At 70.7% G+C, this 24,899-nt stretch carries 21 protein-coding genes, 4 tRNA genes, 1 other RNA gene and 1 pseudogene; 11 read left to right on the top strand and 16 right to left on the bottom strand.

Annotated elements, in window-relative coordinates; genetic code table 11:
• Positions 1–95: 95 nt before the first annotated feature.
• Positions 96–353: a DUF3073 domain-containing protein gene (locus ACQF4J_RS24340; RefSeq protein ID WP_058924454.1), complete on the top strand. Its 258-nt coding sequence runs from the start codon at positions 96–98 to the stop codon at positions 351–353.
• Positions 354–422: 69 nt separating this feature from the next.
• Here ACQF4J_RS24340 and purM read toward each other — a convergent pair whose 3' ends face one another.
• The 7 genes from purM to purS form a co-directional block, all read right to left on the bottom strand.
• Positions 423–1,490 (bottom strand): phosphoribosylformylglycinamidine cyclo-ligase, encoded by a 1,068-nt coding sequence (purM, locus tag ACQF4J_RS24335; RefSeq protein ID WP_351563582.1) that lies wholly within the window; start codon positions 1,488–1,490, stop codon positions 423–425.
• 45 nt (positions 1,491–1,535) lie between these two features.
• Entirely contained in the window at positions 1,536–3,065 is a 1,530-nt protein-coding gene (purF, locus tag ACQF4J_RS24330) for an amidophosphoribosyltransferase (protein WP_351563580.1), read from the bottom strand.
• A gap of 61 nt (positions 3,066–3,126) precedes the next feature.
• Entirely contained in the window at positions 3,127–3,573 is a 447-nt protein-coding gene (locus ACQF4J_RS24325; RefSeq protein WP_351802147.1) for an META domain-containing protein, read from the bottom strand.
• 37 nt (positions 3,574–3,610) lie between these two features.
• On the bottom strand, positions 3,611–4,408 hold the full coding sequence (locus ACQF4J_RS24320) for a maleylpyruvate isomerase family mycothiol-dependent enzyme (protein ID WP_351563576.1): 798 nt from the start codon (positions 4,406–4,408) through the stop codon (positions 3,611–3,613).
• Positions 4,409–4,503: 95 nt separating this feature from the next.
• The gene (gene purL, locus ACQF4J_RS24315) at positions 4,504–6,762 is read right to left on the bottom strand and encodes a phosphoribosylformylglycinamidine synthase subunit PurL (protein WP_351563574.1); all 2,259 of its coding nucleotides are present in this window, start codon (positions 6,760–6,762) and stop codon (positions 4,504–4,506) included.
• Positions 6,759–7,463 (bottom strand): phosphoribosylformylglycinamidine synthase subunit PurQ, encoded by a 705-nt coding sequence (gene purQ / locus ACQF4J_RS24310; protein WP_351563572.1) that lies wholly within the window; start codon positions 7,461–7,463, stop codon positions 6,759–6,761. The genes purL and purQ overlap by 4 nt, the downstream gene beginning before the upstream one ends.
• Positions 7,460–7,723: a phosphoribosylformylglycinamidine synthase subunit PurS gene (purS, locus tag ACQF4J_RS24305; protein ID WP_351563570.1), complete on the bottom strand. Its 264-nt coding sequence runs from the start codon at positions 7,721–7,723 to the stop codon at positions 7,460–7,462. Before purS ends, purQ begins: the two co-directional genes overlap by 4 nt.
• A 280-nt stretch (positions 7,724–8,003) precedes the next feature.
• On the opposite strand from purS, the gene ACQF4J_RS24300 reads away from it, so the two are divergent.
• The 8 genes from ACQF4J_RS24300 (at position 8,004) to ACQF4J_RS24265 (ending at position 12,494) form a co-directional block, all read left to right on the top strand.
• On the top strand, positions 8,004–8,321 hold the full coding sequence (locus tag ACQF4J_RS24300; protein WP_351563568.1) for a histone-like nucleoid-structuring protein Lsr2: 318 nt from the start codon (positions 8,004–8,006) through the stop codon (positions 8,319–8,321).
• Between the two features lie 137 nt (positions 8,322–8,458).
• Positions 8,459–8,530: transfer RNA gene (locus tag ACQF4J_RS24295), tRNA-Gly, on the top strand.
• 81 nt (positions 8,531–8,611) lie between these two features.
• A tRNA-Gly gene (locus tag ACQF4J_RS24290) sits at positions 8,612–8,684 on the top strand.
• Positions 8,685–8,825: 141 nt separating this feature from the next.
• Complete coding sequence (locus tag ACQF4J_RS24285; RefSeq protein ID WP_351563566.1) at positions 8,826–9,758, top strand: ABC transporter ATP-binding protein; 933 nt, start codon at positions 8,826–8,828, stop codon at positions 9,756–9,758.
• A complete protein-coding gene (locus ACQF4J_RS24280; RefSeq protein ID WP_351563564.1) occupies positions 9,755–10,534 on the top strand; it encodes an ABC transporter permease in 780 nt (259 codons plus the stop codon). Before ACQF4J_RS24285 ends, ACQF4J_RS24280 begins: the two co-directional genes overlap by 4 nt.
• The gene (locus tag ACQF4J_RS24275; protein WP_427166795.1) at positions 10,531–11,784 is read left to right on the top strand and encodes a sensor histidine kinase; all 1,254 of its coding nucleotides are present in this window, start codon (positions 10,531–10,533) and stop codon (positions 11,782–11,784) included. The genes ACQF4J_RS24280 and ACQF4J_RS24275 overlap by 4 nt, the downstream gene beginning before the upstream one ends.
• Positions 11,781–12,395, top strand: coding sequence for a response regulator transcription factor (locus ACQF4J_RS24270; protein ID WP_351802151.1), 615 nt, complete (start codon positions 11,781–11,783; stop codon positions 12,393–12,395). The genes ACQF4J_RS24275 and ACQF4J_RS24270 overlap by 4 nt, the downstream gene beginning before the upstream one ends.
• A 23-nt stretch (positions 12,396–12,418) precedes the next feature.
• Positions 12,419–12,494: transfer RNA gene (locus tag ACQF4J_RS24265), tRNA-Gly, on the top strand.
• Positions 12,495–12,537: 43 nt separating this feature from the next.
• Here ACQF4J_RS24265 and ACQF4J_RS24260 read toward each other — a convergent pair.
• The 6 genes from ACQF4J_RS24260 to ffs all read right to left on the bottom strand — a co-directional run bounded on the left by ACQF4J_RS24260 (position 12,538) and on the right by ffs (position 21,150).
• A complete protein-coding gene (locus ACQF4J_RS24260; RefSeq protein WP_351563558.1) occupies positions 12,538–13,437 on the bottom strand; it encodes a phosphoribosylaminoimidazolesuccinocarboxamide synthase in 900 nt (299 codons plus the stop codon).
• A 107-nt stretch (positions 13,438–13,544) separates the two neighbouring features.
• Complete coding sequence (locus ACQF4J_RS24255) at positions 13,545–15,047, bottom strand: N,N-dimethylformamidase beta subunit family domain-containing protein (RefSeq protein WP_427166794.1); 1,503 nt, start codon at positions 15,045–15,047, stop codon at positions 13,545–13,547.
• 168 nt (positions 15,048–15,215) lie between these two features.
• On the bottom strand, positions 15,216–16,943 hold the full coding sequence (locus ACQF4J_RS24250) for a hypothetical protein (protein ID WP_427168610.1): 1,728 nt from the start codon (positions 16,941–16,943) through the stop codon (positions 15,216–15,218).
• A 353-nt stretch (positions 16,944–17,296) separates the two neighbouring features.
• The gene (gene purD, locus ACQF4J_RS24245; RefSeq protein ID WP_427166793.1) at positions 17,297–18,547 is read right to left on the bottom strand and encodes a phosphoribosylamine--glycine ligase; all 1,251 of its coding nucleotides are present in this window, start codon (positions 18,545–18,547) and stop codon (positions 17,297–17,299) included.
• A 111-nt stretch (positions 18,548–18,658) separates the two neighbouring features.
• Positions 18,659–21,004: a DNA polymerase III subunit gamma and tau gene (locus ACQF4J_RS24240; protein WP_351563552.1), complete on the bottom strand. Its 2,346-nt coding sequence runs from the start codon at positions 21,002–21,004 to the stop codon at positions 18,659–18,661.
• Between the two features lie 47 nt (positions 21,005–21,051).
• Positions 21,052–21,150, bottom strand: an RNA gene (gene ffs / locus ACQF4J_RS24235) — signal recognition particle sRNA small type.
• Between the two features lie 72 nt (positions 21,151–21,222).
• Here ffs and ACQF4J_RS24230 point away from each other — a divergent pair.
• Positions 21,223–21,310: transfer RNA gene (locus tag ACQF4J_RS24230), tRNA-Ser, on the top strand.
• Positions 21,311–21,389: 79 nt separating this feature from the next.
• Here ACQF4J_RS24230 and ACQF4J_RS24225 read toward each other — a convergent pair.
• The 3 genes and pseudogenes from ACQF4J_RS24225 to ACQF4J_RS24215 form a co-directional block, all read right to left on the bottom strand.
• Positions 21,390–22,068, bottom strand: a pseudogene (locus tag ACQF4J_RS24225) (tyrosine-type recombinase/integrase); the annotation flags it as partial.
• A 749-nt stretch (positions 22,069–22,817) separates the two neighbouring features.
• Positions 22,818–23,114 carry a GYD domain-containing protein gene (locus ACQF4J_RS24220; protein ID WP_351563550.1) on the bottom strand — a complete coding sequence of 99 codons (297 nt, stop codon included), beginning with the start codon at positions 23,112–23,114 and terminating at the stop codon, positions 22,818–22,820.
• Between the two features lie 537 nt (positions 23,115–23,651).
• On the bottom strand, positions 23,652–24,122 hold the full coding sequence (locus tag ACQF4J_RS24215) for a hypothetical protein (protein ID WP_351563548.1): 471 nt from the start codon (positions 24,120–24,122) through the stop codon (positions 23,652–23,654).
• Between the two features lie 260 nt (positions 24,123–24,382).
• Here ACQF4J_RS24215 and ACQF4J_RS24210 point away from each other — a divergent pair, with 260 nt between their 5' ends.
• Positions 24,383–24,721 carry a hypothetical protein gene (locus tag ACQF4J_RS24210; protein ID WP_427166792.1) on the top strand — a complete coding sequence of 113 codons (339 nt, stop codon included), beginning with the start codon at positions 24,383–24,385 and terminating at the stop codon, positions 24,719–24,721.
• The last annotated feature ends 178 nt before the right edge of the window (positions 24,722–24,899 follow it).

Here is a 24,899-nt window from a genome sequence, read left to right as displayed (position 1 = left end):
CTACGGACCGGCCTCTCCACGGAGAGTCCGTTCCAGATCATGAACGCGTGTCAGACTCTGGGGCCGTCGAGCCCCGTCGTTGAGGGGGTCGAGCCATGGGGCGCGGCCGGGCCAAGGCCAAGCAGACGAAGGTCGCCCGCCAGCTGAAGTACAACAGCGGCGGGACGGACCTCTCACGCCTGGCCGAGGAGCTGGGCGCATCGTCGACATCGAATCAGTCACCGAACGGTGATCATTTCGAGGACGATGGGCAGGACGACGACGACCTGTACTCACGTTATGCCGACCTCTATGAGGACGATGACGACGAGGACGAGGGCGGCAACCCTTCACAACAGCGTCGCGGCGCTTGACGTTGCATTGAGCACCTACCCGGTCGGTGACCTCGGTCACCGACCGGGTTCTGTGCTGCCCGCCTCGGATCAGCTCGCGTAGTCCCCGACGCAGGCGGCACCGGTGGTGTGCTCGCCCCGCTCGGTGATCTCGCCCGCGACCCACGCCTCGACGCCCCGGTCCGCCAGTGTGGCCAGCGCCACATCCGTGGACTCCTCGGGCACGATCGCGATCATGCCGACGCCCATGTTGAGGGTCTTCTCCAGCTCCAGGCGCTCGACCTGACCCGTCTTCCCGACGAGGTCGAAGATCGGGGCCGGGGTCCAGGTGGAACGGTCGACGATCGCGTGCAGGCCGTCCGGGATCACCCGGGCCAGGTTGGCGGCGAGACCGCCGCCGGTGACGTGGCTGAACGCGTGCACGTCCGTGGTGCGCGTCAGGGCCAGGCAGTCCAGCGAGTAGATCTTGGTCGGCTCCAGCAGCTCCTCGCCGAGGGTGCGGCCCAGCTCCTCGACCCGCGCCTCCAGCGACAGGCCGGCCCGGTTCAGCAGGACGTGCCGGACGAGCGAGTACCCGTTCGAGTGAAGCCCGGAGGCCGCCATGGCGATGACGGTGTCACCCGTACGGATGCGATCCGCGCCCAGCAGCCGGTCGGCCTCCACGACGCCCGTACCGGCGCCGGCGACGTCGAAGTCGTCCTCGCCCAGCAGACCCGGGTGTTCGGCCGTCTCGCCGCCCACCAGGGCGCACCCGGCCAGCACACAGCCCTCCGCGATGCCCTTGACGATCGCGGCGACCCGCTCGGGGTGGACCTTGCCGACACAGATGTAGTCGGTCATGAACAGCGGCTCGGCGCCGCACACCACGATGTCGTCCATGACCATCGCGACCAGGTCGTGGCCGATGGTGTCGTACACGCCCAGCTGACGGGCGATGTCGACCTTCGTGCCCACGCCGTCGGTGGCGGAGGCGAGCAGCGGGCGCTCGTAGTTCTTCAGGGCGGAGGCGTCGAAGAGGCCGGCGAAGCCGCCGAGGCCGCCGAGGACCTCGGGGCGCTGCGTCTTCCTCACCCACTCCTTCATGAGCTCCACGGCGCGGTCGCCCGCTTCGATGTCGACGCCCGCGGCTGCGTAGCTGGCACCAGTTGTCTCAGACATGGCTAGTGAGAACTTTCGTGTCGTACGGCAGGTATGACGGGCGGTCTACGGGCGACGGATCGCGTCGGCCGCGGCCGTGGCGGCGGGCCCTGCGGCCAGCTCGGTCTCCAGGAGCTGCTTGCCGAGCAGCTCGGGGTCGGGGAGCTCCATCGGGTACTCGCCGTCGAAGCAGGCGCGGCAGAGGTCCGGCTTGGCGATGGTGGTCGCCTCGATCATGCCGTCGATGGAGATGTACGCCAGGGAGTCGGCGCCCAGCGAGGTGCCGATCTCGTCGATCGTCATGCCGTTGGCGATGAGCTCGGCGCGGGTGGCGAAGTCGATGCCGAAGAAGCAGGGCCACTTCACGGGCGGCGAGGAGATCCTGATGTGGACCTCGGCCGCGCCCGCCTCGCGGAGCATGCGGACCAGGGCGCGCTGGGTGTTGCCGCGCACGATCGAGTCGTCCACGACGACCAGGCGCTTGCCCTTGATGACTTCCTTGAGCGGATTCAGCTTCAGGCGGATGCCGAGCTGCCGGATGGTCTGCGAGGGCTGGATGAAGGTCCGGCCGACGTAGGCGTTCTTGACCAGGCCGGCGCCGAAGGGAATGCCGGAGGCCTCCGCATAGCCGATGGCCGCGGGCGTTCCGGACTCCGGAGTCGCTATGACCAGGTCGGCCTCGACCGGGGCCTCCTTCGCCAGCCTGCGGCCCATCTCCACGCGGGAGAGGTACACGTTCCGGCCGGCGATGTCGGTGTCCGGGCGGGCCAGGTACACGTACTCGAAGACACAGCCCTTGGGCTTCGCTTCCGCGAATCGGGAGGTGCGCAGGCCGTTCTCGTCGATGGCGACGAACTCGCCCGGCTCGATCTCGCGCACATAGCTGGCGCCGCAAATGTCGAGGGCCGCGGACTCGGAGGCCACCACCCAGCCGCGCTCCAGGCGGCCGAGGACCAGCGGGCGGATGCCCTGCGGGTCGCGGGCGGCGTAGAGGGTGTGCTCGTCCATGAAAACGAGGGAGAAGGCGCCGCGCACCTTCGGCAGCACCGTGTGGGCCGCCTCCTCGATGGTGAGCGGCTTGCCGTCCGCGTCCTCCTGGGCGGCGAGCAGCGCCGTCAGGAGGTCGGTGTCGTTGGTGGCCGCCACGCGCGGGGCGCGGCCGCCCTCCTTCTTCGGCAGGTCGGCGACCATCTCGGCGAGCTGCGCCGTGTTGACCAGGTTGCCGTTGTGGCCGAGCGCGATGGAGCCGTGCGCGGTGGCGCGGAACGTCGGCTGGGCGTTCTCCCACACGGAGGCGCCGGTGGTCGAGTAGCGGGCGTGTCCGACCGCGATGTGACCCTGGAGCGAACCGAGCGAGGTCTCGTCGAAGACCTGGGAGACCAGGCCCATGTCCTTGAAGACGAGGATCTGGGAGCCGTTGCTGACCGCGATACCCGCGGATTCCTGGCCCCGATGCTGGAGGGCGTAGAGCCCGAAGTAAGTGAGCTTGGCGACCTCTTCGCCCGGAGCCCAGACTCCGAAGACGCCGCAGGCGTCCTGGGGGCCTTTCTCACCGGGGAGCAGATCATGATTGAGTCGACCGTCACCACGTGGCACGCCACCGAGTGTAGGCGAGATCGACCACTGGTCCGAATTGGGGTTACTCGTCAGTAGTGGATCATCGCCGGACGACGGCCCGGACCGTCATGCCGTTTGCGCTGGTCAGCGTGAGGGTGTCGTGATCGACTCGGTAGCCGACCGTGTGGTTGAACAGGCCCAGCAGGGCTCGTTCGGTCTGCATGAGTGAGGCGTCGCACATCATTCGGGTGGTCATCGCTCGGCCGAGCGTGATGTGTCCGGCGCGTACGGTCGCCGTGGCGTTGACGTGATTGCAGCCGAGCCGGCCGCCCGCCTTGTGGGTCTTCGCGTCGAAGGCGAGGTACGGGCTGCCGTGCGCGGCGGTGGTCGTGCCGTTCACGGTGATGTCCCGCACGCTCCAGTCGACGCCGGTGACGGGCCGTTCGACGGCCACCGAGCCGCTGCCCCCGTCCGCCTTCCCGCTGCCGCACGCCACCATGAGCGGCACCACTGTCAGGACGGCGAGGGTGAGTCGCTGTGTGTCCATGGGGATGGGACGGGAGGGACGGGCACCCGGTTCCGGCTCAGCTCAGCACGGGCAGCAGCCCGCCGAGGTCCGCCCGCTCCCCGCTCGCGCTGACCTTGGCGTCCCGGAGCGCGTCCGTCCAGGCCAGCCGCCCGGTGGCCAGCCGGATCCAGGTCAGCGGGTCGGTCTCGACGACGTTGGGCGGGGTGCCGCGGGTGTGCCGGGGCCCCTCGACGCACTGCACCACGGCGTACGGCGGGACGCGCACCTCGGTGGAGCCGCCGGGCGCCTTCGCGGCGAGGGCGTCCGCGAGCAGCCGGGTGCAGGCGGCGAGGGCCTGCCGGTCGTACGGCACCTCCAGCCCCGGCACCGCGGCGTTCAGGTCGTCGGTGTGGACGACGAGTTCGACGGTGCGGGTGACCAGCAGGTCGGCGAGGGTGATGGCGCCCGTGCGGAAGGCGAGGACGCGGCCGTCGGGCGTCTCGGCGAGCGGGCCGGCCAGGCGCTCGGCGACGGCGGTCAGGGAGGCGTCCGAGTCGGGGTCGCGCCGGGCGAGCTCGTGGACGGCCTCGGACAGCAGCGAGGCGTTCGCGGCGGTGCCGAACGCCCAGTCCAGCAGCGTGATCTCCGCTCTGGGCGGCTCGGGCCGGTCGACGAGACGGGGGACGACGTCGACGCACATGCCGATGTGCGCGACCAGTTCCCGCACGGACCAGTCGCCGAGCCGGGTGGGCAGGGCGAGTTGCTCGGGGCCGAGCGTGCGGACGGCTTCGCGGACGTGGTCGAACTGCGCCGCCACGGCCTTGCGGATCTTGGCTGAGTCGTACGTACGGGCGCGTTTCCTGGCCGGTGACATGGGGTCAGCCTAGAGCGGCCGGACGGGCCGGCCCGGACACGGCCGAAGGCCCCGCCCGTTCGTCACGGGCGGGGCCTTCGGCGTCGTACGAGCGCCTACTTCAGCAGCGCGGGGATGGTCTCCTCGTGCGCCCGGCGCAGCTCCTCGAGGGAGAGCTCGAACTCGCCCTGGAGCTCCACCGTCGCGCCGTCGACGACACCGATGCGGGTCACGGGCAGCCCGCGGGCGCCGCACATGTCGTTGAAGCGGACCTCCTCGGAGCGCGGCACGGCGACGACCGCGCGTCCCGCCGACTCGGAGAAGAGGAACGTGAAGGCGTCCAGCCCGTCCGGTACGACCAGACGCGCGCCCTTGCCGCCGAGCAGCGCCGACTCCACGACCGCCTGGATCAGGCCGCCGTCGGACAGGTCGTGCGCCGAGTCGATCATGCCGTCGCGGCTGGCGGAGATCAGGATCTCGCCGAGCAGCCGCTCCCGCTCCAGGTCGACCTTCGGGGGCAGGCCGCCGAGGTGGTCGTGGACGACCTGCGACCAGGCCGAGCCGCCGAACTCCTCACGCGTGTCGCCGAGGAGGTAGAGCAGCTGCCCCTCCTCCTGGAAGGCGACCGGCGTGCGGCGGGCCACGTCGTCGATCACACCGAGGACCGCGACCACGGGGGTCGGGTGGATGGCGGCCTCGCCCGTCTGGTTGTAGAGCGAGACGTTGCCGCCGGTCACCGGGGTGCCGAGCTGCAGGCAGCCGTCGGCGAGACCGCGGATGGCCTCGGCGAACTGCCACATGACGGCCGGGTCCTCGGGCGAGCCGAAGTTCAGGCAGTCGGAGACGGCGAGCGGCTTGGCACCGGTGGTGGCGACGTTGCGGTACGCCTCCGCGAGCGCCAGCTGGGCACCGGTGTACGGGTCGAGCTTGGCGTACCGGCCGTTGCCGTCGGTCGCGATGGCGACGCCGAGACCGCTCTCCTCGTCGATGCGGATCATGCCCGAGTCCTCGGGCTGGGCCAGCACCGTGTTGCCCTGCACGAAGTGGTCGTACTGCGAGGTGATCCACTTCTTGGAGGCCTGGTTGGGGGAGGCCACCAGCTTCAGGACCTGGTCCTTCAGCTCCTGCGAGGTCGCGGGCCGGGGAAGCTTGCCCGCGTCGTCGGCCTGCAGCTCGTCCTGCCAGGACGGGCGCGCGTACGGGCGCTCGTAGACCGGGCCGTCGTGGGCGACGGTGCGCGGGTCGACGTCGACGATCTTGCCGCCGTGCCAGTAGATCTCCAGACGGTCGCCGTCGGTCACCTCACCGATGACGGTGGCGATGACGTCCCACTTGTCGCAGATCTCCAGGAACCGCTCGACCTTCTCCGGCTCCACGACCGCGCACATGCGTTCCTGCGACTCGCTCATGAGGATCTCCTCGGGCGAGAGCGTGGAGTCGCGCAGCGGTACGTCGTCCAGGGTGACGCGCATGCCGCCGGAGCCGTTGGAGGCGAGCTCGGAGGTGGCGCAGGACAGACCGGCGGCGCCGAGGTCCTGGATGCCGACGACCAGCTTCTCCTTGAAGGCCTCCAGGGTGCACTCGATGAGGAGCTTCTCCTGGAAGGGGTCACCGACCTGGACCGCGGGGCGCTTCGACGGCTTGGCGTCGTCGAAGGTCTCGGAGGCGAGGATCGACGCGCCGCCGATGCCGTCGCCGCCGGTCCGGGCCCCGTACAGGATGACCTTGTTGCCCGCGCCGGACGCCTTCGCGAGGTGGATGTCCTCGTGCCGCATCACGCCGATGGCACCGGCGTTGACCAGCGGGTTGCCCTGGTAGCAGGCGTCGAAGACGACCTCGCCGCCGATGTTCGGCAGGCCCAGGCAGTTGCCGTAGCCGCCGATGCCCGCGACGACGCCCGGCAGGACGCGCTTGGTGTCGGGGTGGTCGGCGGCGCCGAAGCGCAGCGGGTCCACGACCGCGACCGGGCGGGCGCCCATCGCGATGATGTCGCGCACGATGCCGCCGACGCCGGTGGCCGCGCCCTGGTAGGGCTCGACGTACGACGGGTGGTTGTGCGACTCGACCTTGAAGGTGACCGCGTAGCCCTGGCCGACGTCGACCACACCGGCGTTCTCGCCGATGCCGACGAGCAGCGCGTCGGACTGCGGGGCCTTCTCGCCGAACTGGCGCAGATGGACCTTGGAGGATTTGTACGAGCAGTGCTCGGACCACATGACGGAGTACATGGCGAGCTCGGCGCCGGTCGGGCGGCGGCCGAGGATCTCCACCACCCGCTCGTACTCGTCCTTCTTCAGGCCGAGTTCGGCCCAGGGCAGCTCGACGTCGGGGGTCGCGGCCGCGTTCTCGACCGTGTCCAGAGGCGTCCTGCTCATGCGTTGACCAGCTTCTTGAGGATCGAGGTGAAGAAGGGGAGGCCGTCGGTACGGCCCGTGCCGATCAGCGGCTCGGTGGCGTGCTCCGGGTGCGGCATCAGGCCTACGACGTTCCCGGCCTCGTTGGTGATGCCCGCGATGTCGCGGAGCGAGCCGTTGGGGTTGCCGCATCCATCAGTGGCTTCGCCATGGACCACGTACCGGAAGGCGACGCGGCCCTCGGCCTCGAGCATGTCAAGGGTGTACTCGTCGGCCACGTAGCGGCCGTCCATGTTCTTCAGCGGGATGTGGATCTCCTGGCCCGCCTCGTAGTCCACCGTCCAGGCCGTCTCCGCGTTCTCCACCCGCAGCTTCTGGTCGCGGCAGATGAAGTGCAGGTGGTCGTTGCCGAGCATGCCGCCCGGCAGGAGGTGGGCCTCGGTGAGGATCTGGAAGCCGTTGCAGATGCCGAGGACCGGCAGCCCGGCCTTCGCCTGCTCGATGACCGTCTCCATCACCGGCGAGAAGCGGGAGATGGCGCCGGCCCGCAGATAGTCGCCGTAGGAGAAACCACCCGGGAGGACGATCGCGTCCACCTGGTGGAGGTCCTTGTCCTTGTGCCAGAGGGCGACCGGTTCGGCGCCCGCGAGGCGGATCGCGCGCTGGGTGTCCCGGTCGTCGAGGCTGCCCGGGAAAGTGACGACGCCAATACGAGCGGTCACTTCGCGGCCTCCGCGACTTCCTCGATCCGTACGGTGAAGTTCTCGATCACGGTGTTGGCCAGGAAGGATTCCGCAAGATCGTGGATGCGGGCGAGCGTGGCCTCGTCGACCGGGCCGTCAACTTCCAGTTCGAATCGCTTTCCCTGACGTACATCGGAGATGCCTTCGAAACCCAGTCGCGGCAGTGCGCGCTGGACCGCCTGGCCCTGGGGGTCGAGGATCTCCGGCTTGAGCATGACGTCGACTACGACGCGTGCCACTGGCACTCCCGATGGTGTGGTGCTGAGCAGGTTCCTGAAGGTGTCTCCGACAGGCGTCTTCAGACTACCTGCACGAAATTTCTACGCGCGTCGACTTGTAGGAATCTACGTGACCACGGTCACGATCGGCCGCGCGGCGTCTTGTTCACCAAAATTTCCGGGATCCGCACCCGGTACCTATTGCGCTCGGACACGCCAAAGGATTTAGTCGGGCTTCACAATGCTTTGCCGGGCACTGTACAAATAATTTGGCACGTGCCGAATGAAGGGACCGATATTCGTGGCGCAGAAGGTCGTGGTCACTCTCTTTGACGACATCGACGGCTCGGAAGCGGCGGAAACGATCGCCTTCGGACTCGACGGCAAGTCGTACGAGATCGACCTGAATCAAGCCAATGCCGAGAAACTGCGTAAGGCGCTCGAGCCCTACGTGGAGGCCGGCCGCAAGCGGTCGAAGTCGGGCAAGATCTACCGGCAGACCGAGGTCGCCCCCGATCCCGCCGCCGTCCGGGCCTGGGCGCAGGCCAACAAGATGGACGTCCCCGCCCGCGGGCGTATCCCCAAGAAGGTCTACGAGGCGTTCGGCGAGGCCCAGTAGCGCGGGGATCGGCCCCCGGACCGACGGCCGGTCAGCCGCCCCTCGGGAGAACCGACTTGCGCTGCACCCCTCCGGGTCGGCTAGAGTCTGGAGCACGCCGAGGGGCAAGGCCGAAAGGCCGACCTCACGGAGTACATGCGGGTGTAGTTCAGTAGCAGAACATCCCCCTTCCAGGGGGAAGGCGCAGTGTGCAATTCCTGTCACCCGCTCTGCACCGCCGGTCCGGACCACAGTTGTGGATCAGGTAGGCTGGTGCTCGCGCCGATCGGTGGGAGCCGGTCGGAGGCAATGCGGACGTAGCTCAGTTGGTAGAGCGCAACCTTGCCAAGGTTGAGGTCGCGAGTTCGAGCCTCGTCGTCCGCTCTGGAAACAAGCCCCCCGGCTTCGGCCGAGGGGCTTTTTCATGTCCGCGCCCCCACAAGGCCACCCCCGTCTGACATTTGTCATGCCGAGCAATGACAGCGCGCACTGCTCACCGGTCCCCGGCGCCGGGACGCTGGGGACATGGACACGAACGAACACGTGATTGAGGTCACTGACCTGCGGCGTGTGTACGGGGGCGGGTTCGAGGCGGTGCGCGGAATCACCTTTTCCGTGGACCGCGGCGAGATCTTCGCACTGCTCGGCACCAACGGCGCGGGCAAGACGTCGACGGTGGAACTGCTGGAGGGGCTCGCACGGCCGGCCGGTGGCCGGGTACGGGTACTAGGGCACGACCCGTACGAGGAGCGGGCCGCCGTACGGCCCCGCACCGGCGTGATGCTGCAGGAGGGCGGGTTTCCCTCCGAGCTGACCGTCGCCGAGACGGCGCGGATGTGGGCGGGATGCGTGAGCGGGGCGCGGCCGGAGACCGAGGCGCTGGAGCTGGTCGGGCTCACGGGACGCACCGGCGTACGCGTGAAGCAGTTGTCCGGGGGTGAACGGCGCCGCCTGGACCTGGCGCTCGCGCTGCTCGGCGAGCCCGAGGTGCTGTTCCTGGACGAGCCGACGACCGGCCTCGACGCCGAAGGACGCCGGGACACCTGGGAGTTGGTACGGGCCCTGCGCGAGGCGGGTACGACGGTGCTGCTGACCACGCACTACCTGGAGGAGGCCGAGGGGCTCGCCGACCGGCTGGCGATCCTGCACGAGGGACGCATCGCGACGAGCGGCACACCCGCCGAAGTGACCGCCGCCCAGCCGGCCCGCATCTCCTTCCGGCTGCCCGACGGCTACTTCCTGGGCGACCTGCCACCCCTCGGCGAGCTGGGAGTGTGCGGGCACGAGCTGGACGGCAGGGTCGTACGGCTGCGGACCCGGGAGCTGCAGCGGGCGGCCACCGCGCTGCTGGTGTGGGCCCAGGGCGAGCGGGTGGAGCTGCCGGGGCTCGACGTGCGGTCGGCCTCGCTGGAGGAGGCGTTCCTCGGGATCGCCCGGGAACAGGGGGTGGCGGCGTGAACGGTCTGGTCCTCGCTCCGGCCGGGCGGCGGCTGCGGGCCCTGGCCCGGGCGGAGCTGACACTGCTGGGGCGCAACCGCAGCGCGGTGGCCACGGCGCTGCTGGTGCCGCTGGCGCTGCCGTTCAGCGTCAGGCCCGCCCTCGACGGGATGGATCTCGAGAGGTCGGGGCTGAACGCCGGCACGGTGATGCTGACCGCGGCGATCGGCTTCTCGTTCCTGTTCTCCGTCTACACCGCCCTGGTGAGCGCCTTCGTCGCCCGCCGTGAGGAACTCGTCCTCAAACGGCTGCGCACCGGGGAGCTCGGCGACACCGAGATCCTCGTCGGCACCGCCCTGCCCGCCGCGTGCCTCGGCCTCGCCCAGTCACTGGTGCTGACGCTCGGCTGCGTGCTGTTCCTCGACGCGGCGGCACCGCGGGCGCCGTATCTGACCGTGCTCGGCCTCCTCGCGGGTCTGGTGCTGTGCGCCGCGCTCGCCGCGCTCACCGCCTCCTTCACCCGGACCGTGGAGAGTGCCCAGGTCACCGCGCTGCCGCTGGTGTTCGTGTCGATGCTGGGCTCGGGCATCGCGATCCCGGCCGAGGCCCTGCCGGACCGGCTCGCCTCCGTGGCCGCGCTGCTGCCGCTGTCCCCCGCGATCCGGCTGGTGAGCGGCGGGTTCACCGGCCGGCTGAGCGCCGCCGAGGCACTGGCCTCCGTGGCGATCGCACTGGCCTGGCTCGTACCGGCGGTGTTTGCTGTACGGCGGTGGTTCCGGTGGGAGCCCCGGCGTTGACGGACGGGGGAGCGGTGCTCGGGCGGATACGGGGATGGCAGCGGCGCCACTGGCGGGAGCGGAGCAAGGCCGAGCGGGTCGAGCTGCAGAGCGTGATCACCTGGTACGTCACGACCTGGCTCTTCTCCGTCTCCTGGCTCGGGCTACCCCTGGTGGGCGCCCTGGCGCGGCGGCCGGCGCCGCTGGTCGTCGGCGGTCTGCTGCTGCTCGTCGGCGCCCTGCAGTGCGTCGAGGCCAACCGGCGCACCCGGCCCGTGCTCGACCACTACCTGGGCCGGGCCGCCCTACCGCCCCGCGCGCTGCGCCCCGCCGCCGTGCTGCTCGCCCTCGCGCTGGCCCTGACCCTGGTGCTGGCCTCGCTGGACGGCGCCGACCCGGTGGCCGTCCGGCTCTTCGCCGGCGCCGCGCTGCTGCCCTTCGGGCTGCTGTACGGGCTGGTGGCGCCCATAGGGGTGTTCCTGCGCCGGTCCGCCGCGCTCGCCGTGGTGCTGATGGCCGCCATCGGCTGGGTCGACCGCGAGCCCGCCGGGATTCTCATGATCGGGGTCCTGACCGTCTTCGGCGCGCTCTTCTCGCTGCTCGCCGGCCGCTGCGGCGCCTGGACCCTGTCCGTGCTGTGGGAGGCGGAGCGGGCCCGCGAGGTCGAGGCACGGCTCGCCGTCGCCGAGGAACGGCTGCGGTTCGGGCGCGACCTGCACGACGTGGTCGGGCGGAACCTGGCCGTGATCGCGCTCAAGAGCGAGCTGGCGGTGCAGCTGGCACGGCGCGGACGGCCCGAGGCCGTCGAGCAGATGATCGAGGTGCAGCGGATCGCCCAGGAGTCGCAGCGGGAGGTGCGGGAGGTCGTACGGGGATACCGCAAGGCCGACCTGGGGATCGAACTCACCGGTGCGCAAGGGGTGTTGAGTGCGGCCGGGATCGAGTGCGAGGTGCGCGGAGCGGCCGCGGAACTGGCTCCGGAGGTGCAGTCGGCGCTCGGCTGGGTCGTGCGCGAGGCGACGACGAACGTGCTGCGGCACGGCGACACCAGACGGTGCTCGGTCGTGCTGACGGTGGAGGAAGGACGTGTGGTGCTGGCCGTGGAGAACGACGGGGCCTCGGCTCCCGCGGGTGCGGGCGGCTCGGGGCTGGCGGGACTGCGGGAGCGGCTGTCGGCGGTGGGCGGGACCCTGGAGGCCGGCCTGGTCGGGGGAGACCTGTTCCGGGTGGTGGCCGACGTGCCCGTGAGTGTGAGCGAGGTCACGGCATGACCGGTCCCGTACGGCTGCTGCTCGCCGACGACGAGCACCTGATCCGGGGTGCGCTGGCCGCGCTGCTCTCACTGGAGGACGACCTCGTGGTCGTCGCCGAGGCGGCGAGCGGGCCGGAGGCGCTGGCGATGGCGAGGGCGCACGAGCCGGACGTCGCCGTGCTGGACCTGCAGATGCCGGGCGCCGACGGTGTGAAGGTGGCCACATCCCTGCGGGCCGAACTGCCCGGCTGCCGGGTGCTGATCGTGACCGGTCACGGGCGGCCCGGGCATCTCAAGCGGGCCCTCGCGGCGGGGGTGCGCGGTTTCGTCCCCAAGACGGTGAGCGCCCAGCGCCTCGCGGAGATCATCCGGACCGTGCACTCCGGACAGCGCTACGTGGACCCCGAGTTGGCCGCCGACGCCATCGCCTCCGGGGATTCTCCGCTGACCACGCGAGAGGCCGAGGTGCTGGAACTGGCCGCCGACGGGGCACCCGTCGCGGAGATCGCCGAGCGGGCCGCGCTGTCGCAGGGGACCGTACGCAACTATCTCTCGTCCGCCGTCTCGAAGCTCGGTGCGGACAACCGTCACGCGGCCGTGCGACTCGCACGGGAGCGAGGTTGGGTATAGTTGGCGTCGCGCCACGGCGCACTGCGGACGTAGCTCAGTTGGTAGAGCGCAACCTTGCCAAGGTTGAGGTCGCGAGTTCGAGCCTCGTCGTCCGCTCCACACCGAAGGCCCCGGTCGACCGACCGGGGCCTTCGTCATGGGGTCAGCTCCAGCTCGTACCCGTCAGACGCTCGTACGCCTCGATGTACTTCGCCCGCGTCGCGTCCACGACCTGCTGCGGCAGCGCCGGCGGAGGCTGCTCGCTCCTGCGGTCCCAGCCGGACTCCGGCGAAGTCAGCCAGTCCCGCACGAACTGCTTGTCGTACGACGGCTGCGCGCGGCCCGGCTGCCACTGGTCGGCCGGCCAGAACCGGGAGGAGTCCGGGGTGAGGATCTCGTCGGCGAGGACCAGGGTGTCGCCGTCGAAGCCGAACTCGAACTTGGTGTCGGCGAGGATGATGCCGCGGTCCCGGGCGATGTCCCGGCCGCGCCCGTAGACGGCGAGGGTGGCCTGGCGCAGCTGGGCCGCGGTGTCGGCGCCGACGCGGCGGGCGACCTCCTCGTACGAGACGTTCTCGTCGTGCTCGCCGACCTCGGCCTTGGTGGCCGGGGTGAAGATCGGCGCGGGCAGCTCGCTGCCGTCGACCAGGCCCTCGGGGAGGGCGAGGCCGCAGACCGTGCGGGAGTCGTTGTACTCCAGCAGGCCCGAACCGGTCAGGTAGCCACGGGCCACCGCCTCCACCGGGACCATCCGCAGCGACTTGCACACGAGCGTCCGGCCGGCCCAGTCGGCGGGGGCGCCGGCCGGCAGCTCGGTGCTCAGCACGTGGTTGGGGATCAGATCGGCGATCTGGTCGAACCACCACAGGGACAGCTGGGTCAGGACGCGGCCCTTGTCGGTGATTTCGGTCGGCAGCACCCAGTCGAAGGCGGAAATACGGTCACTGGCGACCATCACGAGGTCGCCGTCCTCGTTCTGGTAGAGCTCGCGCACCTTGCCGGTGTGGAGGTGAACCAGGCCCGGAACCTGGATCGGCTCGGGCTTTTCTACGAATCCGGACACGGTTCCTCCCCGTGGTTCTGTCCTAGGCGTCGATTCTCCCGTATGCCGGGGATCGCCCAATGGGTGGGGTGGACTCGGAAAGGGCGGTGACGTGGGCGTACGTGAGCTCAGTCACGTTTGCAGATGCGGTCCAGGAGGTTGGCGGTGGCGCGCTGGACGCGGGGGTCGACGTGGCCCGGACGGTCCAGGGCGGGCGACCAGGCGAAGGTCCCGGACGCGAACACCAGGGCCCCGGAGGGGGCGCGGTAGAGCGAGGTCTCCTGGTGGCGCAGGACGCCCTCGGAGTCGGTGTACGGGGAGTGGGCCAGCAGGATGCGGTCCTCGTGGTCGGGCAGCGGGGTGCGCGGGAAGTAGCGGTCCGCCTCGCCCGCGACCAGGCCCTCGATCGGGTCGCCCTCGTGCGCGCCGGTCGCCTCCCACAGCCAGTGGTCGGCGTTGCGGACGATCAGGGGACGGGGCTCGGGGACCCGGCCCGCGTACTGGATGCCGACCACTTGCTGCTCGGGGCGGTCGATCTCCCGCCACAGGACGGGCCTGCCGGGTCCCTTGCGTTTTCGGCAGGTCAGCAGGCGGTCGGGCACCCCGGACGGGGACGGCCCCAACTCCACCTGCCAGTACATGGTGTTGGCGGAGAGGAAGACCAGGGAGGTGCCGTTCTCGCGGGCGATCTCGACGGTGCGGCGCATGTTCGCCGACCAGTACTCGTCGTGGCCGGGGAAGACCAGACCCCGGTAGCGGGTGGGGTCGACGTGGCCCGCGTGCAGGTCGCGGACGTCGGCGTAGGCGAGGTCGTAGCCGTAGCGCTCGGCGAAGCGGATGAAGTCGTAGGCGTGGCCCACGTGGAGGGGGAGGCCGGCGCCGGCGTACGGGCGGTCGAAGGAGACGGTCGTCGCCGCGTCGGACTCGCCGAGGAGCCGGCCCCGCTCGTCCCAGGCGTGGTACAGGCTGGCGCCGGTGCGCCCGTCCTCGGGGTAGAGGTTGTACGCCTGCCAGGTCACGTCGGGCAGGAGGAGGAGCAGGTCGGCGGGGTGGTTGTCGCGGACCGTGAAGGGGATGTGGGAGCGGTAGCCGTCGACGGTGGTCAGGACGGCCACGTACGCCCCGATGCTCCAGTGGCTCGGGATCTGCAGCCGCCACGACAGCCACCAGTGGTGGCAGGAGACCGTGCGGTCGGCGGTGAGCGGCGGGGGCTGCACGATGCCGGAGAGACGTGGGCTGGTGGTGATCTTGGCCGCGCCGTCGCCGCCGTAGTGGCCTATGCGGTAGATGTCCACGGCGAACTCCTGGGGCGGGTCGACCGTGATGTGGAAGTCGACGGCCTGGCCCGGGGCGACCGCGCCGGTGGAGATGAAGCCCTTGATCTGGCGGTGGACGTCGTCGGCGGAGCGTGGGCCGCCGGCGCTCCGGGGGCCCGGGACCCGGTGCGCGCCGGGCGTCGGGGGGTGGGCCTGGCCGTCCACGTACCAGGGGACGACCTGGCCGGTGTCGTCGAAGTAGGTGACGTTTCCGCGCAGCCAGGGAACGGGGCCCTGGCCGAAGGGATCGGTGACGGCGTGTGCCAGCGCTCCGGACTCCCAGCGACGGATCTGTTCCGATCGCTCCGATGCCATGATCGCTCCCCTCCCTCGTGCCCCCGTGGTCGCGTGTCCTGTGCCGCAAGCCCTTGCCATGTGCCCGATCGGTCCCAGCACATCACATTACGCACGCAGGCGGTCACAGTTCGTTGCGAATTGGCCGAAAGTGGAACAGCTTCTTCCGGTACGACGGGGAGGGCGGGGTCAGACGAGTCGTACGGGTTTCTCCGGGCGTATGCCGGACTCCCGCAGCCAGGCCCGCAGGGGGGCGGGATCGCCGTCCTCCACGAGGCTGAGGACCCGAGGGGTGAGATCGGTGGCCCGGTCGCCGTCGATCAGCAGGGTGGGACCGTCCAGCCAGTCCAGGCCCGGGGTCGCGCCGGCGGTGTCCATGGCGGCGCAGCAGACCATCGCGGTGACGTGGTCGGTGAGCAGTTCACGGGCCGTGCGGGGCGGCTGGAGCGGGAAGAGGGGCAGGGCCGTGTCGTCCCAGAGGGCGGGGTCGGCGGCGGTGGTGCGGGGGGCGGGGGCGGCCTCCTCCCGGGCGAGCTGGGCGGTGAGGGCCGCGGCGAGGGCGGCCGCCCGTTCGTTCTCGATCTCGGCCTCGTCCTCGCCCTCGGGGGATGCGGGGAGCCTGGGCGCGGCCTCCTCGGTCCGCGGGGGTTTCGAGAGGTGCGCCAGGATCCGGGTCAGGGTGGGGCCGTCCGGGGCCGGGATCGCGGGGTCCGTGGAGCGGGTGACGCCCAGGGTGTCCAGGACCCGGTGGAGGCGGGCCGCGTCCGTGCGCCATTTGCGGTCGACGACCTCCTCCGGGTACTCCTGCCAGTCCACCGGGGACCAGTCGGGGCCGGTCTCCGCGGGGCCGCCGTGGAAGAGCCGGGCGGCGAGGAGGGAGACGGCCTCGTCGACCGCTCCGGGCTCCTCCAGCAGGTCGCAGGCCGGGCGCTCGCCCAGGCGGGAGGCGAACCCCTCGGCGAGGCGGTCACGGCGGGACAGCTCCGTCAGGGCCGACACCACCCCCGCGTCCAGCCGGGACGGCCAGCGGCCCATCCGCCACGCGGGCAGCGCCACGCGGGTCAGGAGGCGGTCCCAGCCCGCGTAGGCCAGGCCCACCTGCTCCTGGGCGACGATGCGCAGGCCGTAGTCCACCGCCTGTGCGCGCTCCGCCGCCGCGGCCGCGACGCCGCGTTCCATCAGCGCCGCATGCTCCCGGCAGCTGCGGAGCAGCAGGCGGGCGACCGCGCCGAGTCCGGCGCAGACGCCTCGGGTCAGCGGGCAGCGGGCGGGTGCGGAGGCGACGGCCACCGCGGCGTCCAGCCCGCGCACGAAGCGGCGGGCGGCGGCTATGTCCGGGTGGGCCGAGGCGCCCGTGCCGGCGACGACCGGGGCGAGGACCGCGCGCAGTTCGGCGACGCGCATCCACCACAGGAACGGTGAGCCGATGACCAGCACGGGGGCCGTGGCCGCCCGGCGGTGCGCGGTGCGGACACCCGCTATCTCGTCGCGGTTCTCGTGCGCGGGCGGGCCGTGGGAGGGGTGGGTGCGGTCCTCAAGCCAGCTGTCGCAGTCCGGGGTGAGCGCTATCGCGGAGGGAGCGGGCACGTCCAGGCGGTCGGCGAGGTCGCGCACCATCCGGTACAGGTCCGGCGCCGAGTCCTCCGAGACGGGGACGGTCGGGGTCACGGCCGGGCGGGCCCGGGCGACGACCAGGGCGATCACTCCGGCGGCGAGCAGCACGACCACGGCGACGGGGGTCACCGCCCAGCGGGCGGCGTGCCAGAACGGGCCCACGAGATGGTCCGTGGAGTCGCCGGCGAGCAGGATCACGGCGACCGCCGCGGGCAGCAGCGCCACGGCCAGCGCGCGGCCGCGGATGCGCAGCACGGCGAGAGCCCTCGAGCGCGCGGCCTGCGCGCCCGCTTCCACACCCATGCCGGTACCGGTCACCACCGGATCTCACCCCCTCGCCAGCTGTCCTGAATGCCCTGCTGTCCTGGCTTTGGTCACTCCCCCACTGTGGCACCCGTCACTGACATCGCAATGCCGGTGGGCCAAGTGCCGGAACGCTTGCGCCGCACCCTAGTTGGGCCCTCGGCCCCCGTCAGCCGGATGGGGGAGCGGTCACTCGATGGAATGGCTTTGGTCAGAGGTGGATGACGGGCAGCGACGATCAGGCCTCTGTTCTTGACTCAAATTCGAAGTAGGAGCGGTGAGCGGGGGCATGGCACAGGCCCCGCATCCGAAGACGGAGGCGGGGCCTGTGGGGTTCATCCGGCTTACGGGCCTCAGGCGCCCGCCGCCCTGGCCGCGATGTCGGTGCGGTGCTGGGAGCCGTCCAGATGGATGCGGGAGACCGCCCTGTAGGCGCGCTCGCGGGCCTCGGCGAGGTCCTTGCCGATCGCCGTGACGGACAGGACCCGGCCGCCGGCGCTGACGACCACGTCGCCGTCGCTCCGAGTGCCGGCGTGCAGGACGTACGCGTGCGGGGCGTCTTCGGCGGCCACCTCGTCGAGGCCGGTGATCGGGTCGCCGGTGCGCGGAGTGGCGGGGTAGTTGTGCGAGGCGACGACCACGGTGACCGCGGCGTCGTCGCTCCAGCGCAGGGGTTCCAGGTCGGCGAGGGTGCCGTTCGCCGCGGCGAGCAGGACGCCGGCCAGCGGGGTCTTCAGGCGGGCCAGGACCACCTGGGTCTCCGGGTCGCCGAAGCGGGCGTTGAACTCGATGACCCGGACGCCGCGGGAGGTGATCGCGAGGCCCGCGTAGAGGAGGCCGGAGAAGGGGGTGCCGCGGCGGCGCATCTCGTCGACGGTCGGCTGCAGGACCGTCTGCAGCACCTCCTCGACCAGCTTCGGGTCGGCCCACGGGAGCGGGGAGTAGGCGCCCATGCCGCCGGTGTTCGGGCCCTCGTCGCCGTCGAGGGCGCGCTTGAAGTCCTGGGCGGGCTGGAGCGGGAGGACCGTCTGGCCGTCGGTGATGGCGAAGAGGGAGACCTCGGGGCCGTCCAGGTACTCCTCGATGACGACGCGCTCGCAGGAGTTGGCGTGGGCGCGGGCGGCGTCGAGGTCGGAGGTGACGACGACGCCCTTGCCGGCGGCGAGGCCGTCGTCCTTGACGACGTAGGGGGCGCCGAAGGCGTCGAGGGCGGCGTCGACCTCGTCCGGGGTCGTGCAGACGTAGGAGCGGGCCGTGGGGACGCCTGCCCCCGCCATCACGTCCTTCGCGAAGGCCTTGGAGCCCTCGATCTGCGCGGCCTCGCCGGAGGGGCCGAAGACCGGGATGCCCGCCTCGCGCACGGCGTCGGCGACCCCGGCGACGAGCGGGGCCTCCGGGCCCACCACCACGAGGTCGGCGCCGAGCCGTTCGGCCAGCGCGGACACGGCTTTGCCGTCGAGGGCGTCGACCTCGTGCAGCTCGGCCGCCTCCGCGATGCCGGCGTTGCCGGGGGCGCAGTGCAGGGCGGTGACGTCGGGGTCGTGGGAGAGGGAGTGGCACAGGGCGTGTTCGCGGGCGCCGCTACCGATGACGAGGACCTTCACGGGGGTCAGCCTAACGGGGTTTTTGTGCGGGCTTCCGAGGGGCCGGGCCTTGGCGAGCTGTACGTTCCTCCAAGTCGCGCCCGGCCCCGCGGTCGGAATCGCCCACCGCCGCTACTCGTTCGTGAACTCCTCGACCACCGTCGCGCCCAGCTCCCGCACGATCAGTTCGCGGCCGGACAGGGCCGACTCGTTGAGATCGGGGTCGTCGTCCTCGGGGATGTCGTCCTCGATGGAGACCGGGGGCGGGGGCTCCGGAGCGGGGGGCCGGGCCGCCGGGGACGGGCTCGGGCTCGCCGGGAAGGACCCGGAGGGGGCGGCGGGCGGGGTGTGCGTGGTCTGGGCGGGTGCCGGGCGCTGGGCGGTGGCGGTACCGCCGTAGCCGCCCGCGCCACCGCCGGCGAGGCCACCGCCGCCTGTGCCGTAGCCGCCGTTGAAGCCGGAGGGCGCCGAGGGGCCGCCCGACGGTGCCGGGCCGGAGCCGCCGCTCGGGTCGACGACCGCCTCGATCTTCCACTGGACGTTGAACTGCTCGGCCAGCGCGGCCTTCAGGACGTCCTCGCTGCCGCTGCTGACGAAGTTGTCGCGGGCGCCGGCGTTGACGAAGCCGAGTTGCAGGGTGGTGCCGTCGAAGCCGGCCACCTGCGCGTTCTGGCTGAGCAGGATCCAGGTGAAGCGGCGGCGGTTCTTGACCGCTTCGAGGATGTTCGGCCAGAGCATGCGCGGGTCGAGGCCGCCGCTCGGCGGGACGGAGGCCTGGGCCGCCGGGTCGGGGGCGGGGGCCGCGGACGGGACCGGCGCGGGGGCGCCGGGCGCGGCCGTCGGGGGCTGTCCGGCACCGCCGCCCGCCGGGGCCGCCGTGGGCCAGCCACCGCGCCGACGGCCGCCGCCCGCGGAGGCGGCGGTGGGCCAGGCGCCGGGCGCGGAGGCGGCGGCAGGGGCGGGGGCGGCCGGAGCCGGGGTGGGCGGCGGCGAGGACTGGGGCTGAGGAGCCGGTTCCGGCGCCGGCTGGGGCTGAGGCGGGGGTGCCGCGGGGGACGGCACGCCGGGGCCCGCCTGCCCGGAAGCACCCGCACCCGCTGCCGCTCCCGGCACCGGGCCCGCGGCACCGGGCGCGCCCGAAGCCCGTACCGCCGCACGGGCCGCGGCCGGACCCCCACCGGGCGGCATGGCGCCGCCGACGGGCATTCCCGCACCTCCGGGGCCGCCAGGACCTCCCGGACCGCCCGGCGCCGCTCCCCCGTGCGCCTCGGGTCCCGGCACATAGCCCGCCGTGGGCAGGGCGCCGCCGGCCGAGAAGTTCACACCCCGCTCCAGGCGGTCGAGGCGGGCCATCACGGCCCGCTCGTCGCCGTAGGCGGCAGGCAGCATCACGCGCGCGCAGATCAGCTCCAGCTGGAGGCGGGGCGAGTTGGCGCCGCGCATCTCGGTCAGGCCCTCGTTGACCAGGTCGGCGGCGCGGCTGAGCTCGGCGGCGCCGAAGGTGCTCGCCTGCGCCTGCATCCGCTCGATGACGTCGGCCGGGGCGTCGATGAGGCCCTTCTCGGCGGCGTCCGGCACGGCGGCGAGGATGACCAGGTCGCGCAGCCGCTCCAGCAGGTCGGCGACGAAGCGGCGCGGGTCGTTGCCGCCCTCGATGACGCGGTCCACGACCTCGAAGGCGGCGGCGCCGTCACCGGTGGCGAAGGCCTCGACGACGGAGTCGAGCAGCGAGCCGTCCGTGTAGCCGAGGAGGGAGGTGGCCATGGCGTATGTCACACCCTCCTCCCGCGCTCCGGCGAGCAGCTGGTCCATGACCGACATGGAGTCACGCACGGAGCCCTGTCCCGCCCGCACGACGAGCGGCAGCACGCCTTCCTCGACCGGGATGTCCTCCTTCTGGCAGACCTCGCCCAGGTAGTCCCGGAGGGTGCCCGGGGGGACGAGCCGGAAGGGGTAGTGGTGCGTACGGGAGCGGATCGTCCCGATGACCTTCTCGGGCTCGGTCGTGGCGAAGATGAACTTGAGGTGCTCCGGGGGCTCCTCGACGACCTTCAGCAGCGCGTTGAAGCCCGCCGAAGTGACCATGTGGGCCTCGTCGATGATGTAGATCTTGTAGCGGCTGGCGGCGGGGCCGAAGAACGCCTTCTCGCGCAGCTCACGGGCGTCGTCCACACCACCGTGAGAGGCCGCGTCGATCTCGATGACGTCGATGGAGCCGGGGCCGTTGCGCGCCAGGTCGCGGCAGGACTGGCATTCACCGCACGGGGTGGGTGTGGGGCCCTGCTCGCAGTTCAGACAGCGCGCCAGGATGCGCGCGCTCGTCGTCTTGCCGCAGCCGCGCGGACCGCTGAACAGGTACGCGTGATTGACCCGGTTGTTGCGCAGCGCCTGCTGCAACGGGTCGGTGACATGCTCCTGCCCGATGACCTCGGCGAACGACTCCGGGCGATAGCGGCGGTACAGCGCGAGAGACGACACGCATACGAGGTTATAGGCGCCCACTGACAAGCCGACCCCGCGGCGGGAACGCAAGCGCCCCCCACGCACCCGCCAGAGCCGACCTACCCTTGCTGCCTTCCGGCCCTGGGGGAGTTCAGTCAGATAGCGCCGCGTGAGGGGCTGCGCACAGGCTACCTGATCCGAGGGGGTGGGAACGAGTTCGCGAGCACTCCTCTCGGTCATGTAATGTTTCCGGCGGAGGATTCGCCTAGAGGCCTAGGGCGCACGCTTGGAAAGCGTGTTGGGGGCAACCCCTCACGAGTTCGAATCTCGTATCCTCCGCCAGTGCCTCACCGGGCACGATGTCGAAGGGCCCCACCGTTCGCGGTGGGGCCCTTCGACGTGCGTGGTCTCATTTTTGGTCTCAGTTGGATCCTGGAGAGCCCCACAGCTTCTCGCCGACCTGGTCCGCGACCTTCCGGAGCATGAGCCCTGTCACATGCATGTACCGGGCGCGCATCCGGGCCGCTCCCCCGGGCTCCCAGCCCATGATCGAGTCGATCACGACGTCCGGCACACCGAGGATCAGGAGAACTGTCGCGGCGGTGTGGCGAGCATCGTGCAGACGGCCGTCCCGGACACCGGCATCCCGAAGCAGGCGCTTCCAGACGTGGAAGTCGGTGTTCGGGCTCAGCGGCCCGCCGATCGGCGAGGCGAAGACGTACCCCTTGCCCTCCCAGTCGGCGCCGGCCGCGATCCGCTCCCGCTCCCGTATCTCCTGCTGCTGGCGCAGAATCTTGATCAACGGGTCGGGCAGGCCGATGGTGCGGCGTCCGGCGCGGGACTTGGTGGACTTGTGCTCGCGCCGGGTCTGCTCCCGCTTGGGACAGTAGCCCGCCTTCCTACCGCACGGATCGGCACCGCAACCGTGTGCGTACTTGGGGCGCAGCCGGTTCTTGGTCGACATCCTCCCAGTGCAGCCCGAGCGCTTCCCCTAGTCGCAGGCCGAGCGCCAGGGCGACAACCCATCGCGCGCTGTTGCGGAGCTTGGCCGCTTCGACGAGCAGGCTCTGCACCTCTTCGATCGTGTACGGCTCGATGTCCGGTGCGTCCCTGGAATGCGCCATCGTTTCGCGTCCTCGACAAGCTTGGGTTCAAACGCGACCACGTCTCGACAGATGACCGTGGCGAACTGGTATGGCTCACGCGCTCCCTGTCATAAGAGGAGCATTTCGGTTCGCTTGAATGCGGAGTGCGTGCGAACTGCAGCAAGTAAGGGCCGGTTCATCGCAAGCCCAGCCCGCGGACCATCCGCGGACAAGCGGTGCGTCGCCGATCAGCTAGAAGCCTGTGACCTGCGCATACACCTCAAGCCGAAGGGCCCTCCGGAGCCGTGCCACTCTCGTGCCAGAACAGACGGGGACTCACGGGAAATAGCGGTACCCAGGGGCGCTCCCCACTCGCCCCGCGCACGATAGGAAACTTGCAGGTCAGGCCGGCGCTCGCCCAGCCTCGCTCCTAAAGCGGGGGTCGGGCCGCTTACGGCACCGTCTTGTCCCAGTCTCGACGGCGGAAGATCGAATACCTCGTGGGTCCGGCTTCCTGTGCCGTGAACACGAGGTCGTCCCGCCACCTATCCCGCGCCCCGGAGCGCAACTCCTAGGCGAAGGACAGCGTCCTTAGATTCCGCGTGGCCCGGTCAGGCCCTGGAGCGCGGCGGTGAGCGGTATGGCCATGCGGTCCACCGGGCCCTCACGGACCTCACCCCGGCGCTGCCCGGGGTGTATCGCAGGAAGAAGGCTCCAGACCTATCAAGGTCCGGAGCCTTTGAAATCGAGGTCTCACGATGCCCTCAGCCGGCGGCCTTGGCGATGATGCGATCCATCTCCTCTCGGCCAAACGCCCGCAGGGTCGTGGTACGGACGTTACCCACCCCACCAAGCTGCAGAAGCGTGGCGGTGACGGTTTCGTCGTCGGGTGCCTCAACAACGGCCACGAGGTCGTACGAACCGACGGTCCAGTAGAGGTTCAGGAGCTTCGCCCCGAGCTTCTGTGCCGCTGCGGCGAAGGCCTCCGCGCGCTTCGCGCTGTCCTTGTAGTTTCGGATCCCCTGATCGGTCCAGTTCAGCAACGTGACATACGTCGGCATGGTCTTTCACCTTCATGAGGGAACACATCGCGAGATCAATCCTGGACATAGACGGCCGAAACATGCACAAGGTGTGCACCCGAATGGGCAACAGTGGCCGATCGCAAGCGGTCGATCACGGCGGCTGGAACCAGCGAGATGCACTTGCACAACAACGACGCTCACTCGCGAAGGCACCAGGCAGTCAACCGAGGATTGCTCATGAAGAGACCCGCACCAGATCGTGGGGGGAACGACGGGAACACCTGGGAACCAGTCGACCGCCCGCTTGACGCCGACGCCGCTGCGCCGCAGGTACCAGATCCAGGGGACAGCCACGGTCAACAGGGGTGCCTCCCGGTCGAGTTGCCATGCTCCCCGCCAGGTATCGACACCACAGCTCAGGGCCGTGATCACCCAGCCTCTCTCCTAAAGCGGGTGTCGCAGGCTCGAATCCTGCCGCGGGCACATGAGAAAGGGCCAGCTCAGAGGTTTCCCTGGGGCTGGCCCATTCCGCGCCACACAGATGCAACGCCTACGCGCCAATTGGGTCAGGCCTCAAACTGCCAGCCGTTCGGGCCGCTGGCGATGGGCCCGATGACGCCGATGGTTCTGAGCGTACTCGTCACGTCGACGCAACATGACAACGAGCATGCACGGGAGCATCAGGATGTGCCCGGCAACCAGCATTGTTCCGCCGGATATCAGGCCCGCCCAGTACGGGCCGAACAAGACGAGGAAGGGCAGGTACATCGCGACGGCCATCTCCCCGATACTCGCCCAACCGTGACCACGATGACGCATCCACACCGACATTCCGATCGTCATGTTGGTCGCCATCACGATGGCCACCAACTCGGCGTAGTTGCGCAAGTCGGATAGTCCGAGAAGCGAGAGGGCCAGTCCCCATACCGGTCCCAGAACGGCCATGCCCACCAGCATCGCCGCCACCATCTCGAAGTAGTGCCGACCGAAATAACGCCAGGAGGCGTCTTGGGTAAGCGCAGGTGCTCCACTGATCGTTTTCATGATCACACCTCCATTCGGATGTGATCAGGAATCTTGCCTTCACGTTGACCTTCACGCTCAGCCGACTGGCATGGGAAGGGGCCGAATGGCGCATTCCGTAGGGCATTGGTCCCACCTCTGCGTGCAGTCGTCATTCCGCGAACGCAGGTGGGCGGCCGTGCTGAAGGCGCCGCAGTGCAGTCACCCCGTGTGCTGCACAGCAGCCTCCCACGCACCTGACCATGGCCGAGGGCAACTCCAGAGCCTAGGAAGGAGACCGCATGGCGGACAGGGAGGCGGCAATCCGCGCTGTGGCGCGCCACGCTGACCACGTGTACTGGGTACGGGAGTGGCCGGACACGCCGACCTGGCGGGACCGGTTTCGCCGATGGATGGACCCCGCGTCGTACCACTTCGACCGGACCGCCACCCCACGGGAACCCTGGGTCGACCGGCCCGCCGGCCATTACGAGCGAACAGGCTGGCGTATCCGTGCGGCCTACGTCAGATCCGACCTGGCTTTCGAGGTCGAGTACGTGGTCTGCAACCCGTGCAAGATCGACAATTGCTCGCGCAACGGCGGAAGCGCCGGTCACCCTCGGAGTCACCGTGGCGCGTGAGGGTGACTTGGAGCAGGCGCTCATCATGGGTGAGCGGGCCCCAGAAGGGGACCGTCAGTCGGTGCCGTCGCTGATCATGACCAGCCGGGAACTTGCTGCCGAGATGCGCCGCCGGTGCAACTCCGAACCGGCGGCACAGGAGTGCCTTGGCCGACTTCACTCATTGGCACACGAGAAG

This window comes from Streptomyces sp. C1-1 (genome assembly GCF_050214755.1).
In the GTDB taxonomy this organism is placed as follows: Bacteria; Actinomycetota; Actinomycetes; order Streptomycetales; family Streptomycetaceae; genus Streptomyces.
The sequence above is the reverse complement of the archived record's forward strand: the minus strand, read 5'-3'. Positions and strand labels throughout refer to the sequence as shown.

Bases quoted from the DNA above. Each gene is read 5' to 3' on its own strand.
- ACQF4J_RS24340 (WP_058924454.1), top strand. From the start codon at position 96: ATGGGGCGCGGCCGGGCCAAGGCCAAGCAGACGAAGGTCGCCCGCCAG.
- purM (WP_351563582.1), bottom strand. From the start codon at position 1,490: ATGTCTGAGACAACTGGTGCCAGCTACGCAGCCGCGGGCGTCGACATC.
- ACQF4J_RS24325 (WP_351802147.1), bottom strand. From the start codon at position 3,573: ATGGACACACAGCGACTCACCCTCGCCGTCCTGACAGTGGTGCCGCTC.
- ACQF4J_RS24320 (WP_351563576.1), bottom strand. From the start codon at position 4,408: ATGTCACCGGCCAGGAAACGCGCCCGTACGTACGACTCAGCCAAGATC.
- purL (WP_351563574.1), bottom strand. From the start codon at position 6,762: ATGAGCAGGACGCCTCTGGACACGGTCGAGAACGCGGCCGCGACCCCC.
- ACQF4J_RS24285 (WP_351563566.1), top strand. From the start codon at position 8,826: ATGGACACGAACGAACACGTGATTGAGGTCACTGACCTGCGGCGTGTG.
- ACQF4J_RS24270 (WP_351802151.1), top strand. From the start codon at position 11,781: ATGACCGGTCCCGTACGGCTGCTGCTCGCCGACGACGAGCACCTGATC.
- ACQF4J_RS24255 (WP_427166794.1), bottom strand. From the start codon at position 15,047: ATGGCATCGGAGCGATCGGAACAGATCCGTCGCTGGGAGTCCGGAGCG.
- ACQF4J_RS24250 (WP_427168610.1), bottom strand. From the start codon at position 16,943: ATGGGTGTGGAAGCGGGCGCGCAGGCCGCGCGCTCGAGGGCTCTCGCC.
- ACQF4J_RS24220 (WP_351563550.1), bottom strand. From the start codon at position 23,114: ATGCCGACGTATGTCACGTTGCTGAACTGGACCGATCAGGGGATCCGA.
- ACQF4J_RS24215 (WP_351563548.1), bottom strand. From the start codon at position 24,122: ATGAAAACGATCAGTGGAGCACCTGCGCTTACCCAAGACGCCTCCTGG.
- ACQF4J_RS24210 (WP_427166792.1), top strand. From the start codon at position 24,383: ATGGCGGACAGGGAGGCGGCAATCCGCGCTGTGGCGCGCCACGCTGAC.